The sequence below is a fragment of the Streptomyces sp. NRRL F-5126 genome (assembly GCF_000721265.1).
Lineage (GTDB): Bacteria > Actinomycetota > Actinomycetes > Streptomycetales > Streptomycetaceae > Streptomyces.
Window position 1 is genome coordinate 45,923 of record NZ_JOFZ01000002.1, and the last position, 15,055, is coordinate 60,977.

The 15,055-nt window shown below is 71.9% G+C and carries 12 protein-coding genes and 1 tRNA gene; 10 read left to right on the forward strand and 3 right to left on the reverse strand.

The genetic code is table 11. The features are described 5' to 3' along the window. Positions 1 to 90: 90 nt before the first annotated feature. The 3 genes from IH48_RS0104420 to IH48_RS0104430 are packed head-to-tail and all read left to right on the forward strand — an operon-like array spanning position 91 to position 3,311. Positions 91 to 1,842 (forward strand): TerD family protein, encoded by a 1,752-nt coding sequence (locus tag IH48_RS0104420; protein ID WP_030899361.1) that lies wholly within the window; start codon positions 91 to 93, stop codon positions 1,840 to 1,842. 11 nt (positions 1,843 to 1,853) lie between these two features. Further along, the gene (locus IH48_RS0104425; protein WP_030899370.1) at positions 1,854 to 2,537 is read left to right on the forward strand and encodes an AIM24 family protein; all 684 of its coding nucleotides are present in this window, start codon (positions 1,854 to 1,856) and stop codon (positions 2,535 to 2,537) included. Between the two features lie 18 nt (positions 2,538 to 2,555). Continuing rightward, positions 2,556 to 3,311, forward strand: a complete 756-nt coding sequence (locus tag IH48_RS0104430) for an AIM24 family protein (RefSeq protein WP_030899372.1) — start codon at positions 2,556 to 2,558, stop codon at positions 3,309 to 3,311. A 143-nt stretch (positions 3,312 to 3,454) separates the two neighbouring features. On the opposite strand, the gene IH48_RS0104435 is transcribed toward IH48_RS0104430, so the two are convergent. Beyond that, entirely contained in the window at positions 3,455 to 4,048 is a 594-nt protein-coding gene (locus IH48_RS0104435) for an NUDIX hydrolase (RefSeq protein ID WP_051839157.1), read from the reverse strand. Further along, a complete protein-coding gene (locus IH48_RS0104440; protein WP_030899376.1) occupies positions 4,045 to 5,631 on the reverse strand; it encodes a zinc-dependent metalloprotease in 1,587 nt (528 codons plus the stop codon). The genes IH48_RS0104435 and IH48_RS0104440 overlap by 4 nt, the downstream gene beginning before the upstream one ends. A gap of 284 nt (positions 5,632 to 5,915) precedes the next feature. Between IH48_RS0104440 and IH48_RS0104445 the strand changes: the two genes are divergently transcribed. The 4 genes from IH48_RS0104445 to IH48_RS0104460 all read left to right on the forward strand — a co-directional run bounded on the left by IH48_RS0104445 (position 5,916) and on the right by IH48_RS0104460 (position 9,052). Then, positions 5,916 to 7,028 carry an SDR family oxidoreductase gene (locus tag IH48_RS0104445; RefSeq protein ID WP_030899378.1) on the forward strand — a complete coding sequence of 371 codons (1,113 nt, stop codon included), beginning with the start codon at positions 5,916 to 5,918 and terminating at the stop codon, positions 7,026 to 7,028. Positions 7,029 to 7,089: 61 nt separating this feature from the next. Next, complete coding sequence (locus IH48_RS0104450; RefSeq protein ID WP_420705442.1) at positions 7,090 to 7,566, forward strand: molybdenum cofactor biosynthesis protein MoaE; 477 nt, start codon at positions 7,090 to 7,092, stop codon at positions 7,564 to 7,566. Between the two features lie 179 nt (positions 7,567 to 7,745). Continuing rightward, the gene (locus IH48_RS36540; RefSeq protein ID WP_199809900.1) at positions 7,746 to 7,898 is read left to right on the forward strand and encodes a hypothetical protein; all 153 of its coding nucleotides are present in this window, start codon (positions 7,746 to 7,748) and stop codon (positions 7,896 to 7,898) included. 59 nt (positions 7,899 to 7,957) lie between these two features. Further along, complete coding sequence (locus tag IH48_RS0104460) at positions 7,958 to 9,052, forward strand: PDZ domain-containing protein (RefSeq protein ID WP_030899382.1); 1,095 nt, start codon at positions 7,958 to 7,960, stop codon at positions 9,050 to 9,052. A 47-nt stretch (positions 9,053 to 9,099) separates the two neighbouring features. On the opposite strand, the gene IH48_RS0104465 is transcribed toward IH48_RS0104460, so the two are convergent. After that, positions 9,100 to 9,654 carry a PPA1309 family protein gene (locus tag IH48_RS0104465; protein WP_030899383.1) on the reverse strand — a complete coding sequence of 185 codons (555 nt, stop codon included), beginning with the start codon at positions 9,652 to 9,654 and terminating at the stop codon, positions 9,100 to 9,102. A 190-nt stretch (positions 9,655 to 9,844) separates the two neighbouring features. On the opposite strand from IH48_RS0104465, the gene IH48_RS0104470 reads away from it, so the two are divergent. The 3 genes from IH48_RS0104470 to IH48_RS0104480 all read left to right on the forward strand — a co-directional run bounded on the left by IH48_RS0104470 (position 9,845) and on the right by IH48_RS0104480 (position 15,011). Beyond that, the gene (locus IH48_RS0104470; protein ID WP_030899386.1) at positions 9,845 to 12,787 is read left to right on the forward strand and encodes a UPF0182 family protein; all 2,943 of its coding nucleotides are present in this window, start codon (positions 9,845 to 9,847) and stop codon (positions 12,785 to 12,787) included. 66 nt (positions 12,788 to 12,853) lie between these two features. Beyond that, positions 12,854 to 12,927: transfer RNA gene (locus IH48_RS0104475), tRNA-Met, on the forward strand. Positions 12,928 to 13,241: 314 nt separating this feature from the next. Next, a complete protein-coding gene (locus IH48_RS0104480) occupies positions 13,242 to 15,011 on the forward strand; it encodes a sel1 repeat family protein (RefSeq protein ID WP_420705443.1) in 1,770 nt (589 codons plus the stop codon). Positions 15,012 to 15,055 lie beyond the last annotated feature (44 nt).

The window sequence follows — 15,055 nt, forward strand, 5'->3', positions numbered from 1 at the left end:
GAACGCGCACCGGCCTGCCGCGAACGCGGACCCAGCGGCTAGCCTGGCGCGACGCACACACGTATTCCGGATGGGGGACGGTCCTTACGCATGCCCAGGCAATTCCAGCGCGGACACAAGGCCAAGGTCAGTGATCTCACTCCGGGAACCGACCTGTACGTGGGTGTGCAGATCGCCGGCCCCGGTCTGACGTTCGACATCAGCTGTTTCGGTCTCGACGCCGACGAGCGTCTCTCGGACGACCGCTACTTCGTCTTCTTCAACCAGCCCAAGACCCCTGAGGAGTCGGTGCAGCTGCTCGGGGCGCAGGCGGGTGACACGGAGTCGTTCAGGGTGACGCTCGACCGCGTGCCCGCGTCCATCCACAAGCTGTCCTTCACCGCGACCGTCGACGGTGCGGGCCAGATGTCCCAGGTGGGGCCCGGGTACATCAGGATCGTGGCGGGCGGCGAAGAGGTCGTCAGGTACGCCTTCACCGGCGCCGAGTTCTCCACCGAGCGTGCCGTGATGCTCGGCGACTTCTACCGCAAGGACGTCTGGCGGTTCGCGGCCGTCGGTCAGGGGTTCGACGGCGGACTGGACGCGCTGCTCAAGAACTTCGGCGGCGAGGTCGCCGAGGAGCAGGAGGCGCCCCAGCCGCCCGCGGGCCAGGCACCGGGGTTCGCGCCCCCCGCCTTCGCCGCCCCCGCGGCGCCTCAGGCGCCCCAGCCGCAGCAGGCGCCCCAGGTGCCGCCCCCCGCGCCTCAGCCGCCTCAGCCACCCCAGAGCGCTGAGCCGTTCGCCGCGCCCACAGCCGCCCCCCAGCCGCCTCCGCCGCCGCAGCCGTACGCGGCCGAGGGCGCGCCGCCGATCCACGCCGCCCCCACCGTGGCCGCCATGCCGGGCGCCGCCCCGGCGCCCTACGGCGACACCGCACCGCCGCCGCCCGCACCGCCGCCGCCCGCACCCCCGCCGCCCGCGCCCGGCGCCCCCACCCCGCCGCCCTACGGACAGGTACCGGGCCAGGCGCCTGGCCCGGGGCAGCCGTTCGGCGCGCCACCGGCCCCGTACGGGCAGCCCGCGCCCGGCCAGGCCCCGTTCGGCGCGCCCCCGCAGCCCATGGGCAACCCGTTCGGCGGCCCGCCGCAGGGCGGCGGCGCCGTGCAGGGGTTCGTGCCGCAGGGCGCGCCGCCGGGAGGGGCCGGCCTGCACGCCGCGCTGAACCTCTACAAGGAGGTCCCCACCGGCCAGCGGTGGACGGCCCAGAACGGCCACCTCATGCGCGTCGACCTCACCATGGCGGGCGGCGCGCCCGTGCTGGCCAGGCAGGGCAGCATGGTCATGTACCAGGGCAAGGTCGACTTCGGCTACAAGGGCGCAGGCTTCGCCGGCCGCATCGTCGGCAACGCCACGGGCCAGGAGATGCAGCTGATGCGCTGCACGGGACGCGGCCAGGTCTTCCTCGCCGACAACAATGCCCACCTGCACCAGGTGGAGCTGCAGGGCGACGGCATCTGCGTCTCCGCGGAGAACGTCCTCGCCTTCGACGAGTCCCTGAGCTACGAGGTCCGCAGGATCGACGGCCACGGGATCCCCGGCGGCGCCCTGTTCACCATGCTCTTCCAGGGCACGGGCACCGTCGTCGTCAAGACGCACGGCACCCCCGTCGTCCTGCCCGTCACGCCGACCACGTTCGCCGACTGCAACGCCGTCGTCGCCTGGTCGGCAGCGGCCCAGGTCATCCTGTCCAGCCAGGTCAGGCTGCGCCGCAACGCGTACCCCGGGCACAGCGGGGAGACCGTGAACCTCCAGTTCCGCGGCGCGCCGGGGAACTTCATCGTCGTCCAGCCGTACGAGGTCTGAGGGAGCCCGGCATGACGGAACAGCAGCTCGCGGGCTACGCCCCGACCCCGATCGCGGCCAGGATGGAGAACCACGGCGACACCATGCTGAAGGTCGCCATGGCGACCGGCCAGGACCTGTACGCGCGAACCGGCTCCATGGTCGCGTACGAGGGGTTCATCCAGTACGAGCCCAACCCGCCGTCCGTGCGGCACATGGCGGAGCACTGGGTCACCGGCGAGGGCGCGCCCCTCATGAAGTGCGCCGGGGACGGCCTCCTCTACCTCGCCGACTACGGCGCGCACATCATCGTGGTCAACCTCGCGAACGACGCGATCTCCGTGAACGGCACCAACGTGCTCGCCTTCGACGCGCACCTGCAGTGGGGCGTCGAACGCGTCAAGGGGCTCGCCAAGTTCGCCGGCCAGGGCATGTGGAACGTGCAGATCTCCGGCACCGGCTGGGTCGCCCTGACCTCGCGCGGTACGCCCGTCGTGGTCGACTGCGGCAAGGGCGAGGACGAGACGTACGTCGACCCGGACGCACTGGTGGCCTGGTCGCCCAACCTGAAGGTGAAGGGGAAGCGCAGCTTCAAGGCGGGCGCCCTCATCGGGCGCGGCAGCGGCGAGGCCTACCAGATGGCGTTCTCCGGCCAGGGGATCGTCGTCGTACAGCCCAGCGAGGACAGCACGGACCGCCTGCGGATCCGCGGCTGAGAGGGGGAGACAACCACCATGCAGAGCCCGCTTTTCGCCTACACGGAAGCGCAGACGCAGGAACGGTACGCGCTGCAGAACAGCCAGCTGCTGCGCGTCGCGCTCACCGGGCAGGACGACGTCCTGGCCCGCAAGGGCGCCATGGTCGCCTACCAGGGTCTGATGGAGTTCGACGGGGAGTACCGCTCCGCCGGGCAGCGCCGCGCCAGGGCGCGCACGGGCGAGGGACTCGACCTGATGCGCGTCTCGGGACAGGGCACCGTCTACCTCGCCAACCTCGCGCAGTACGTGCACGTCGTGGACGTCGACCGGGACGGCCTGACGGTCGACAGCGCCTACGTGCTGGCGCTCGACTCGACGCTCCACCACGAGGTCATCGCCGTGGACAGCCAGTACGGCATCTCCGGCACCGGCAAGTACCAGATCAACATCACGGGCACCGGCAAGGTCGCGCTGATGACCTCGGGCAAGCCGCTGATGATGCGTGTCACGCCCGAGACGTACGTCAACGTCGACGCGGACGCGATCGTCGCCTGGTCGACGTCGCTCCGGGTGCAGATGCAGGCGCAGACGTACTCGTCGCCGGTGCGGCGGCGGCGCGGCAGCACCGGCGAGGGCTGGGAGCTGAGCTTCCTCGGCCAGGGCTTCGCCCTGGTGCAGCCCAGCGAGTTGCTGCCGCCGCAGGACGCGGCGATCGGAGGCGGCATCGCCGCCCAGTTCGGGATGGGCCAGCAGGGCGCCCGCGGCCAGAACCAGGGCAACGTCTGGAGCTGACGCCCGCCCACCCGTCCGGCCGGTGGGCCCGCCCACCGGCCGGACCCGGGTCCGCTGCTCAGGACCGGCCTGGGCGTCCGCCGCCGACAGAGGCGGTCGCGGTTCGCCCCGCGGCTCGACGATGCCGGGCACGGCACCGTCGGTCAGCCCCGGTCGCTGCCCGGGACAGCCTGACCGGCGGGCCGGGAGAGCCGCGCGCGCGTGGCGGCGAGCAGGCGCCGCACGGAGGCGTCGGCGACGTCCGCCACCTCGTCGTAGCCGTACCAGCGCAGGTCGAGCGACTCCTCGCTGATCGCCTCGACGGCCCCCTCGGGCGCGATCGCCGCGTACTGCACGTCGAGGTGGACGTGGCAGGGCGGCGGGATCGGATGCCGATCCAGCCGGACGGGCCCGCCGGGCGCCAGGGCGAGCCCCGCGATCCCGGACTCCTCGGTGGCCTCGCGCAGCGCCGCGGCCTCCAGCGAGACGTCCCCGGGCTCGCAGTGGCCGCCCATCTGGAGCCACATGCCGAGCTTGCGGTGCAGCGTCAGCAGCACCCGCTCGCGCGCCGGGTCGACGACCAGCGCGCTCGCCGTCAGGTGCCCGGCCCCGCACGCCTTCCACATGCCGTCCGGGTGGGCGGCCAGGTGATCCAGGTACGCCTGGCGCAGGTCGCACTGTTCGGTTTCGGCGGCGTCACCGCCGGTGCCGTTCCCGTACCCCTTGAGCACGAGAACGGCGTCGTCGTGGAGGCTCACTTCCCGCTGTCGCCCTTGCCCTCGGTCCCGTCCGCGTCCGGGCCGCCCTCGTCGTCCCGGCGGTCCTCGTCGTCTCGGCGGTCCTCGGACTCCTGCCCGCTCCCGGACGCCTCGCCCTTCTTCAAGGGGTCGTGCGACCGGCCTCGGTCGCCGCCCGCCGCCTCGCCGAGCATCTTGTCCAGCTCGGAGAAGTCGATCTGCTCGCGGTGCACGAAACCGTCCGGGTCGTCCAGGTCGGACGCCGTCGGCAGCATGTCCGGGTGCTCCCACAGGCCGTCGCGGCCGTCCACGCCGCGCGCGTCCGTCAGGGACGCCCACAGCCGGGAGGCGTCACGCAGCCTGCGCGGCCTCAGCTGCAGGCCGATCAGCGTGGCGAACGTCTGCTCGGCGGGCCCGCCGGACGCGCGCCGCCTGCGCAGCGTCTCGCGCAGCGCGTCGGCACCCGTCAGCCTGGTCTTGGCGGCCTCGTGGACGACCGCGTCCACCCACCCCTCGACCAGCGCGAGCGCCGTCTCGAGACGGGCCAGCGCGGCCTTCTGCTCCGGAGTGTCCTCGGGCTGGAACATGCCCTGCTGGAGAGCCTCCTGGAGCTCCTCGGGGTGCGACGGGTCGAACTGCCCGACCACGTCCTCCAGCTTCGACGTGTCGACCTTGATGCCCCGCGCGTAGCCCTCGACGGCGCCGAAGATGTGCGAACGCAGCCACGGCACGTGCGTGAACAGCCGCTGGTGGGCGGCCTCGCGCAGCGCCAGGTACAGCCGCACCTCCTCCTTCGCCACGCCCAGGTCCTTGCCGAACGCCTCGATGTTCAGCGGCAGCAGCGCCGCCTTGCCGGCGGGGCCCAGCGGCAAGCCGATGTCCGTCGAGCCGACCACCTCACCGGCCAGCACGCCGACGGCCTGCCCCAACTGCTGGCCGAACATCGCGCCGCCCATGGACCGCATCACGCCGATGAGCGGCCCCGCCATGTCCTGCATCTCGGCGGGCAGGACGTCGCCCATCGCCGCGCCGACACGCTCCGCCACGGGATCGACCAGCTGCTGCCACGCGGGCAGCGTCGCCTCGACCCATTCGGCGCGGCTCCACGCCACCGCCGTGTTGGCCCCCGACGGCAGCGACGTCACGCCGTCGAGCCACAGGTCCGCCAGGCGCACGGCCTCGCCGACGGACGCGCGGTCCCCGGCGGTGACGCTCGCGTCCTTCGTGCCGTCCGGGGTGCCCTGCGCCACGGTCTGCCGGGCGATCTGCTTGGCCATGTCCCAGTTGACGGGGCCGCTCCCGGAACTCAGCATCTGGCCGAGCTGCTGGAACGCCTGCCCCAGGTCGCCCGGGTTGAGGGAGCCGAACATGGCGGCGAACGGGTTGTCCCCGCCCGCGCCGCCGCTCCCGCCGCCCGGCAGGCCGGGGAACCCGAAACCGAACGGGTTCTGCCCTCCCTGGCCCGGCCCCTGGCCGCCCGGCCCCTGACCGCCGGATCCCTGGCCACCGGAACCCTGACCGCCTCCGTCAGGACCTTTCTTCTTGCCGTCGCCGTCCTCCGGCTCCTCCGGCGGAAGGCCGAATCCGAATGGGGTGTCACTCACGGGTTTCCTCGGCTCGTAAGGCCGCCGGCTTCCTGCCGGCAGCGGCTGCCCTGCACCATCCAGCCTATGCTTCACCGCGCCCTCGGGGCATGGCACGACCTGCGCCTGCCCCGAGGCACGCGGGCGATGCGTTCCGCGTCCGTGATCGGCACATGCACGACCGACACCCGGACGGCTCCCCGGCCCGTACCCGCATCCGCCGGGAAGTCTGCGGCAGGATGAACGTCACCTGGTACGTACGCGTCCTTCACATACGTACTGAAGACAACCGCTGGAGCCGCCCGGTGAGTTCCCCAGAGTCACAGGTTCGCGCTACGCGAAACCACGCAACCCCCAGCAGATCGCGTGGCCCCGTCGTCGCCGTCACCGGCGCCGCCACGGGGGTCGGCGACCTGCTGACACGCAGGCTCGCCACGTCCGCGGAGACCCAGCAGGTCATCGCCATCGACGAGCGGCGCGGCACCGTCCAGGACGCCACCTGGCACGTCCTCGACGTACGGGACCCGGCGATCGCGGACCGGCTGCGCGGCGTGGACGTGGTGGTGCACCTGGCGCTCGACCTCGACCTGGAGTCCGACCCGGCCGCGCGCACCGCCTACAACGTGCGCGGCACGCAGACCGTGCTCACCGCGGCCGCCGCCGCGGGCGTGCACAGGGTCGTGCTGTGCACGTCGGCGATGGTCTACGGGGCGCTGCCGGACAACGACGTGCCCCTCTCCGAGGACGCCGAGCTGCGCGCCACCGCGGAGGCGGCCGGCGTCGGCGACCTGCTGGAGATCGAGCGGCTCGGCCGCAGGGCGCCGCGCGCTCACCCGGGCCTCAACGTCACCGTCGTACGGCCGGCCGTACTCGTCGGCGGCACGGACACCGCGCTCACCCGCTACTTCGAGTCCCCGCGCCTCCTCGTCGTCGCGGGCTCGCGCCCCACCTGGCAGTTCTGCCATGTGGACGACCTGGTCAGCGCCCTGGAGTACGCGGCGCACGGCAAGGTGGAGGGCGAGTTCGCCGTCGGCTGCGACGGCTGGCTGGAACAGGACGAGGTCGAGGAGCTCACCGGCATCCGCCGCATGGAGCTGCCGTCCGCGGTCGCGCTCGGCGCTGCCGCCAGGCTGCACAGGATCGGCCTCACGCCCTCCCCGGCCGGCGACCTCGCGTACACCATGTACCCCTGGGTGGTCAGCGTGAGCGCCCTGCACGACGCGGGCTGGCGGCCGCGCTGGACCAACGAGGAGGCGCTCGCCGCCCTCCTCGAAGAGGTCGAGGGCAGGCACACCGTGGCGGGCCGCAGGCTCGGCCGCAAGGACGCGACGGCCGCGGGCGCGGCCGGCGCGACGGTGGCGCTGCTCGGCACGGCCGCCGTGGTGCGCAGGGTGCGCAAGGCCCGCCGCCGGCTGTAGCGGCCCGCGGCGGACGTCCGCAGCGGACGTCTGTAGCAGTACGAAGCGGACGTACGGCACGATGGACCTCATGGCAACCACACAGGACCGTACGGACCACCCGGGTGAGCGCGGCGGGGACCAGCCGCTGCGCCTGCTGGCGATCCGGGACACCCCGCTCAGCCTCGACGAGGTCTTCGCCGCGGTGGGCGACGCGGCGGCGGGCGGCACGGCCCTCTTCGTCGGCACGGTGCGTGATCACGACTCGGGGGCCGACGTCGAGGCCCTCGGCTACTCGCACCACCCCTCGGCCGAGGCGGAGCTGCGCCGGGTCGCGGAGAAGGTGGCCGCCGACTTCCCGGTGCGCGCGCTGGCCGCCGTCCACCGTGTGGGCGATCTGAGCGTGGGCGACCTGGCCGTGATCGTGGCGGTCGCCTGCCCGCACCGCGCGGAGGCCTTCGCGGCGTGCCGCAGGCTGATCGACGACCTCAAGCACGAGGTCCCCATCTGGAAGCACCAGTCCTTCACGGACGGCACCGAGGAGTGGGTGGGGGCGTAGCCCCTTCGTTGAGGGGTGGTGGTCGGGCGACGGGCGGGCGGGTTGGGGCGTAGCCCCCGTAACCCGCACGGGGCATCTTGTCCGATTTGCGTAACCACTCCACGCCCAGCAGCGTTAGCTCTACAGAACGTAAATCTGTAGATCAAATCTGCTGACTGGGACGGGAGATCGCGATGGCCGTGCTCACCTGGTTGCTGATCCCTGTCGTCGCCGCCCTCGGCGCCGCGATATGGGGAAGCTGGGCCTCCAAGAGCCACACCATGGGCGACATAGCCGAGCTCAACGGCTACGCCCGCTTCCGTGACGCCATGGAGCGCGAACCCGCCGATTAGCCGTGCGGCCGCCCCGGCCCGCGCGGTGCGCTCACAGGCCGTTCCCGTACTGTCGAGCCATGCCGCGCCGTACCGTGACGATGCTCGCGTCCACCCTCGTCCTGATCGCCCTCCTCTGCGTGGGCGCCCTCACGAAGGTGCCGTACGCCGAGATGAGCCCCGGGCCCACGGTGAACACCCTGTCGAGCCCCGGCGGCAAGCCGGTCCTCCAGATCTCCGGGCACAAGACGTACCCGACGTCGGGCCACCTGAACATGGTCACGGTCCGCGTGACGCAGGCCGACTACCGCATGAACATGGTGGAGGCCGTCTACGGCTGGCTGGCCCACGACGACGTCGTCGTCCCGCACGACACGCTCTACCCGAACGGGCAGACCGAGCAGCAGTCGTCGCAGGAGAACGCCGAGGAGTTCAGCCAGTCCCAGGAGAGCGCCAAGGTCGCCGCGCTCAAGGAGCTGCACATCCCGGTCGTCTCGCACGTCAACGTGGCGAGCGTGCTGAAGAACAGCCCGGCCGAGGGCAAGCTCCACGCGGGCGACCTGATCGAGGCCGTGGACGGCACGAAGGTCACGCGCCCCGACCAGGTCGCCGGGCTCGTCACCAAGCACAAGCCCGGCCAGGACGTCGTCTTCACGGTGGTGCCCGCCAAGACCGCGGCCGCCGCCAAGAAGGCGGGCAAGGAGCCCTCGGGCAGCCGCGAGGTCACCGTGAAGACGGCGCTCTCGCACGACAGCGGCAAGGCGCGCGCCATCGTCGGCATCGCCGCGGGCACGGACCACACCTTCCCGTTCGACATCGACATCAAGCTGGCCGACGTCGGCGGCCCGAGTGCCGGAATGATGTTCTCCCTCGGACTGATCGACGAGCTGACGCCCGGCTCGCTCACCGGCGGCAAGTTCATCGCCGGCACGGGCACCATCGACGACAAGGGCACGGTGGGCCCCATCGGGGGCATCGCGATGAAGATGGTCGGCGCGCGCGACGCGGGCGCGCGGTACTTCCTCACGCCGTCCGACAACTGCAAGGCAGCGGCGGCGGACACCCCGAACGGGCTCACCCTCGTCAGGGTCAAGAACCTCTCGGACGCCAAGGCGTCCGTCGACAAGATCCGCACGGGCGACACGGCCGGCCTGCCCAGCTGCTCGGCAAGCTGACCGCGCCCCGCGCCTCGTGAACTGCTCGTCCTGCCCGAAAGCGCTCCCTATCCGAAGGTGGCGGCCAGCGCCTCCGCAAGACCGGGCACGAGCCCGGATCCGGTCAGCACCTCGCCCGCCGCGTCCTTCTCGCGCAGCCGCAGTGCCGACTCGCGCGTGCCGTCGCGCAGCACGGCCACCGTCATGCGCACCTCCTGCCGCTCGGGGTGGCGGGCGACCCACGCGCCGAGCGCGTCCTCGTCGAGGCCCTCCGGAATGCTCGACTCCGCGGACGGCGGAAGCATCAGGCGCTCGACGGCGAGCGCGCAGCCCGCGACCGCGTCGGGCCACGCGATCGTGGCGAGGAACTCGTCCAGGGCGGCGCCCGCGGGGATCTCCTCCTGCTCGACGGGGGTGAGAGGGGCGACGTCGTCGCCTTCGCCAAGGCCCAGCTGGGCCGCGAGTTCGGGTTCGTCCGCGCGCATGCGTTCGCTGTCCACGAGCGCGAACAGGTGGGCGGGCTGGTCCCAGCCGAGGCCTGCCGCGTACTCGTCGATCTCGAGCACGGCCCGCGTCAGCGGGTTCGCGGCCATCGGGGTCCCTGAGGGGGAAACGTTCGACATGACCAATATCCTGCCTCCTTCGGGGCCTCGGGTGGGAACTGGATAAGGCCTCAGTAAGTTGCATGGTGGGGTCCTGCGATCGCCTGGCCCGATGAGCAAGCCCCAGCCGGCCCCGGCCCACGACCCTTCCTCCGGTTCTCCCGGAGGGCAGTTACCAGACTTTTTCGAGGTGCGCACGTTGGCTTTCCAGATGCCGGACCGCGGCGGAGGCCCGACCGGGTCACGGACGAGGGTGGGGCGGCCGTCGGGACGGGTGCGGTTCCTGCTGCTGGTCCTGGGGCTGCTGGCCGTGCTCGCGATGGCCTTCGTGATGTTCTCGGGCTTCTGGACGGACTGGCTCTGGTACCGCTCGGTCGACTACTCGTCGGTGTTCACCACGACGCTGTGGACGAAGATCGGCCTCTTCGGCGTCTTCGGCGCCATCATGGCGGTGGCGGTCGGCTTCAACATCTGGCTCGCCCACCGGCTGCGCCCGCCGCTGAGCGCGATGTCCACGGAGCAGCAGAGCCTGGACCGCTACCGGATGAGCATCGCGCCGTACAAGAAGTGGGTGCTGTCCGCGGTCGCGGCGCTGGTCGGGCTGATCGCCGGTGCCGCGGCCTCCGGCCAGTGGCGCACCTGGCTGCTGTGGGTCGACGGCGTGCCGTTCGGCAAGAAGGACCCCCAGTTCCACCTGGACGTGTCCTTCTACACGTTCGACCTGCCGTGGTACCGCTTCCTGCTGGGCTTCGGCTTCGCCGCGGCCGTGCTTTCCGTGGTCGCCGCCGCCCTCACGCACTACCTGTACGGCGGGCTGCGCATGACGAGCCCCGGCGCGCGCGCCACGGCGGCCGCCACGAGCCACCTGTCCGTGCTGATCGGCCTCTTCGTGTCGCTGAAAGCCGTGGCGTACTGGCTCGACCGCTACGGTCTCGCCGTCAAGTCCAGCGGCTTCAAGTCGACCGACGCCTGGACAGGCCTCAGGTACGTCGACGCCAACGCGTACCTGCCGGCGAAGACGATCCTGTTCTGCATCGCGGTGATCTGCGCCGTCCTGTTCTTCGCGACGCTGTGGCGCCGCACCTGGCAGCTGCCGCTGATCGGCTTCGGCCTGATGGTGCTCTCGGCGATCCTCATCGGCGGCCTGTACCCGGCGATCGTGCAGAAGTTCACGGTCCAGCCGAACGAGCAGGCCAAGGAGGCGCCGTACATCAACAAGAACATCAAGGCCACGCGCGCCGCGTACGGCATCGACGACACCCAGGTGACGGACTACTCGGGCAAGGGCGGCGCGGCGCCCAAGGACGAGCAGCGCAAGGCCGCTGACTCGGCGGCCAGCTACCGCCTCGTCGACCCGAACATAGTCTCGCCCGCGTTCCAGCAGGTCCAGCAGCTGCGCAAGTACTACCAGTTCCCCTCGACGCTGAACGTCGACCGCTACAAGGACCCGTCGACGGGCAAGCTGCAGGACACCATCGTCGGCGTGCGCGAGCTGAACGTCGCCGGTATCCAGAAGCACAACTGGATCAACGACCACTTCACCTACACCCACGGCTACGGCTTGATCGCCGCCAAGGGCACCGACGCGGTCACGGACCCGTCCCAGGGCACCGTCGGCGCGCCCGACTTCACCGAGTCGGGCCTGCCCACGACGGGCCAACTGGGCCCGCTCAAGCACCAGCAGATCTACTACGGCGAGAAGACCACCCAGTACTCGATCGTCGGCGGCCCGCAGAAGGAGCTCGACTACGAGTCGAAGGGCGGGAACACCAAGACCACCAGCTATCAGGGCAACAGCGGCGTCTCACTGGCCAACCCGCTGAACAGGGCCGCCTACGCGGTCGCCTTCAGCGAGCCGCAGATGCTCTACTCGGGCGCCGTCGGCAAGGGCTCGCGAATCCTCTACAACCGGACGCCCAAGGACCGCATCCATGCCGTCGCGCCCTGGCTGACGCTGGACGGCGACGCCTACCCGGCCGTGGTGGACGGCCACATCAAGTGGATCGTGGACGCCTACACCACGACGGACAGCTATCCGTACTCCTCGCGTACGACGCTCGGCGACACCACGGAGGACTCGCTCACCAACCACTCGCGTTCGGTGGTGGCCCAGCAGAACCAGGTCAACTACATCCGCAACTCGGTGAAGGCGACCGTCGACGCATACACGGGCAAGGTCACGCTGTACCAGTGGGACACCAAGGATCCGGTGCTCAAGACCTGGATGAAGGCGTTCCCCGGCACGGTCGAGCCGAAGGCGGACGTCCCGGCCGGCCTCAAGGCCCACCTGCGCTATCCGCAGGACCTGTTCAAGGTGCAGCGTGAGCTGCTGACGCGCTACCACGTCAGGGACGCGGCCCAGTTCTACAGCGGCAGTGACGCCTGGCAGGTGCCCGATGACCCGACCACCAGCTCGAACAGCGCGGTCCCGCCGTACTACCTGAGCCTGAGGATGCCGAAGCAGAAGAGCCGGACCTTCTCTCTGACGTCGACGTTCACGCCGAGCGGCAGGCCGAGCCTCAGCGGCTTCATGGCCGTCGACTCGGACGCGACCAGCAGCGACTACGGGAAGATCAGGATCCTCAGAGTCACCGGCGACAACGTGCCGGGCCCTGGGCAGGTGCAGAGCAAGCTCAGCGGGAGTACGGACGTGGCCACGTTCGTCAGAGACCTCAAGGGCAGCAACTCGGACATCGAGTACGGCAACATGCTCACGGTGCCGGTCGACAACGGCTTCCTGTACGTCGAACCCGTCTACACCAAGGGCGGCAACCACAGGACGGGCAGCCAGAACTACCCGCTGCTGAAGAAGGTGGCTGCCTCCTACGGTGGTGGCAAGCCCGTCTTCGAGGATTCGCTGGGCGACGCACTCAACGCGGTGTTCGGCACCGACGAGCAGCCGCCCTCGACGACGCAGCCGCCGGGCAAGCAGACGAAGAAGCCGTCCGCCGACGACAAGGCGCTCCAGCAGGCGATCCAGGACGCCCAGCAGGCCGAGGCCGACAGCAAGAAGGCGCTGACGCACCTCGACAAGGACGGCTGGGCGGCGTACGGGAAGGCGCAGCAGAAGCTGCAGGAGGCCCTCGACCGGGCGGCCGAGCTGGAGGGCCGCTCGTCCAAGTCCGGTGCGGGCCGTGGCGGTGGCAGCGGCTGACGTGCTCCGACCTGCCCGCTTCGAGCGGAGCACGCCACGTGCCGTGGTACGGTTGATCCACAACGACGCGGGGTGGAGCAGCTCGGTAGCTCGCTGGGCTCATAACCCAGAGGTCGCAGGTTCAAATCCTGTCCCCGCTACTGGAATACGAGGGCCCGGATCCAACAGGATCCGGGCCCTCGTCGCGCGTTTGTGCGGAGTGTGTGGCGGTCGGTGCGCAGACCGCCCTCCCGTGTTTGACTTATCTCCCTGTGGGCATGTCGACAAAACGCCGAAGTGACCTTGCGGTCCGCGATATACCAGAGGTGAGCGGGTAGCAGGTGATGCGACGATAGGTTTTATGGGGGATAGGACAACTCTGTTGGAGACAGGGCGGTTTGCGCGGAGGCGTACCGAAGTCGGGTCCGGCGTCGGTACGCTCGCCTCGGCCGCCCTCATCGAGTCGGCCGACCCCATGGAGCCCACGGAGGTCATGGACCAGGCCGAGCAGACCGAGGCCGAGGCAGAGGCACGCCACAGGGCCGCGGCACAAGCGGGTGACACGGCGGCGGCGAGCGCCCTCGGCGCCCTGCTGCTGCGCCGTGGCGACCTCGACGGGGCCGAGCCCCACCTGCGGTCCGCCACCTCGGAGGGCGACCGCGCCGCCGCCAACAACCTCGGCGTCCTGCTGCACCAGCGCGGCTACTCCGACGAGGCGGCGGGCTGGTGGCGCGTGGCCGCCGTCGCCGGCTCCGCCGCGGCCGCCCACGCGCTCGGCAAGCACTTCCGCGAGCGCGGGGACGAGCCCGGCGCCGAGTACTGGCTGCGCCAGTCCGCCGAGCAGGGCCACGCGTCGGGCGCCTACGCCCTCGCGGACCTGCTCGAACACCGCAGCGACATCGGGGCGGAGCGCTGGCTGCGCGCAGCCGCCGAGCGCGGGCACCGCGAGGCCGCGTACCGCCTCGCGCTCGCGCTGGAGCGGCAGGCCAGGGAACGTACGCGCCCGGCGGCGCAGGCCGCGTCCCAGGCCGGCGTGGAGGACGCCGAGCACTGGTACCGGGAGGCGGCCGCCCGCGGGCACCGCCGCGCCGCGCTGCACCTCGGCGCGATCCTGGAGCGCCGAGGCGAGCTCAAGGAGGCCGGGCGCTGGTACCTGAACTCCGCCAGGGACGGTGAGCCGAAGGCGGCGAGCGCGCTCGGCTTCCTGCTGCGCGACGCGGGCGACGAGGAGTCAGCCGCCGTCTGGTGGCTGCGCGCCGCCCAGGACGGGGACGGCTCCGCCGCCAACGCGCTGGGCGCGCTGCACGCCGCGCGCGGCGAGCAGCAGGCCGCCGAGCGCTGGTACCGCACCGCCATGGACGCGGGCGACGTCAACGGCGCGTACAACCTCGCGCTGCTGTGCGCGGCCCAGGACCGTGCCGCGCAGTCCGAGCAGTGGTACCGGCGCGCCGCGTACGCCGGCCACCGCGAGGCCGCCAACGCGCTCGCCGTCCTGCTCCTGCAGGCGGGGGACGCGGCGGGCGCCGAGCCGTGGTTCTCCAAGGCGGCCGAGGCCGGCAGCGTGGACGCCGCCTTCAACCTCGGCATCCTGTACGCGAGCCGGGACGAGGACGCGGCCGCGCTGAAGTGGTACGACCGTGCCGCCTGCGCGGGCCACACCGAGGCCGCGCTCCAGGTCGCGATCGCCTGCCTCAGGGACGGCGACGAGCGCACGGCCGAGCGCCACCTGCGGTGCGCCGCCGGGGGCGGCAGCGCCGAGGCCGCCTACCGGCTCGCGATGCTGCTGGACGCGCGCCGCCCGCCGGCCGCGCCGCCGGCGCTGGGCGAGGCGCAGCTGCAGACCGAGAAGACCGAGTGCGAGCTGTGGTACGAGCGCGCCGCCGACGAGGGGCACGTACGCGCCCAGGTGCGCGCGGGCATGCTCGCCGCCCGGCGCGGTGACACCGAGGGCGCCGCCCGCTGGTACCGGGAGGCCGCCGAGGCCGGCAGCCGCAGCGGCGCGTTCAACCTCGGCCTGCTGCTGGTGCGCGAGGGCGACGACGCGGAGGCCGTGCTGTGGTGGACGCGCGCCGCGCAGGCCGGCCACGGCAGGGCGGCGCTGCGGCTCGGGCTGCTCGCGGCCAGGGGCGGCGAGCTGGCCGAGGCCCAGCGGTGGTGCACGCGCGCGGCGGACCTCGGCCCGGCCGAGGTCGCGGAGCGTGCGGCGAAGCTGCTCGCCGCGCTCCAGCAGGAACTCACGGCCTGAGGAGCGCGGCCGACGAGCTGCGGGAAAGGGATTTGCCCCGGCGG

Bases quoted from the DNA above. Each gene is read 5' to 3' on its own strand.
- IH48_RS0104420 (WP_030899361.1), top strand. From the start codon at position 91: ATGCCCAGGCAATTCCAGCGCGGACACAAGGCCAAGGTCAGTGATCTC.
- IH48_RS0104425 (WP_030899370.1), top strand. From the start codon at position 1,854: ATGACGGAACAGCAGCTCGCGGGCTACGCCCCGACCCCGATCGCGGCC.
- IH48_RS0104430 (WP_030899372.1), top strand. From the start codon at position 2,556: ATGCAGAGCCCGCTTTTCGCCTACACGGAAGCGCAGACGCAGGAACGG.
- IH48_RS0104450 (WP_420705442.1), top strand. From the start codon at position 7,090: ATGGACCTCATGGCAACCACACAGGACCGTACGGACCACCCGGGTGAG.
- IH48_RS0104460 (WP_030899382.1), top strand. From the start codon at position 7,958: ATGCCGCGCCGTACCGTGACGATGCTCGCGTCCACCCTCGTCCTGATC.
- IH48_RS0104465 (WP_030899383.1), bottom strand. From the start codon at position 9,654: ATGTCGAACGTTTCCCCCTCAGGGACCCCGATGGCCGCGAACCCGCTG.
- IH48_RS0104470 (WP_030899386.1), top strand. From the start codon at position 9,845: ATGCCGGACCGCGGCGGAGGCCCGACCGGGTCACGGACGAGGGTGGGG.
- IH48_RS0104480 (WP_420705443.1), top strand. From the start codon at position 13,242: ATGGAGCCCACGGAGGTCATGGACCAGGCCGAGCAGACCGAGGCCGAG.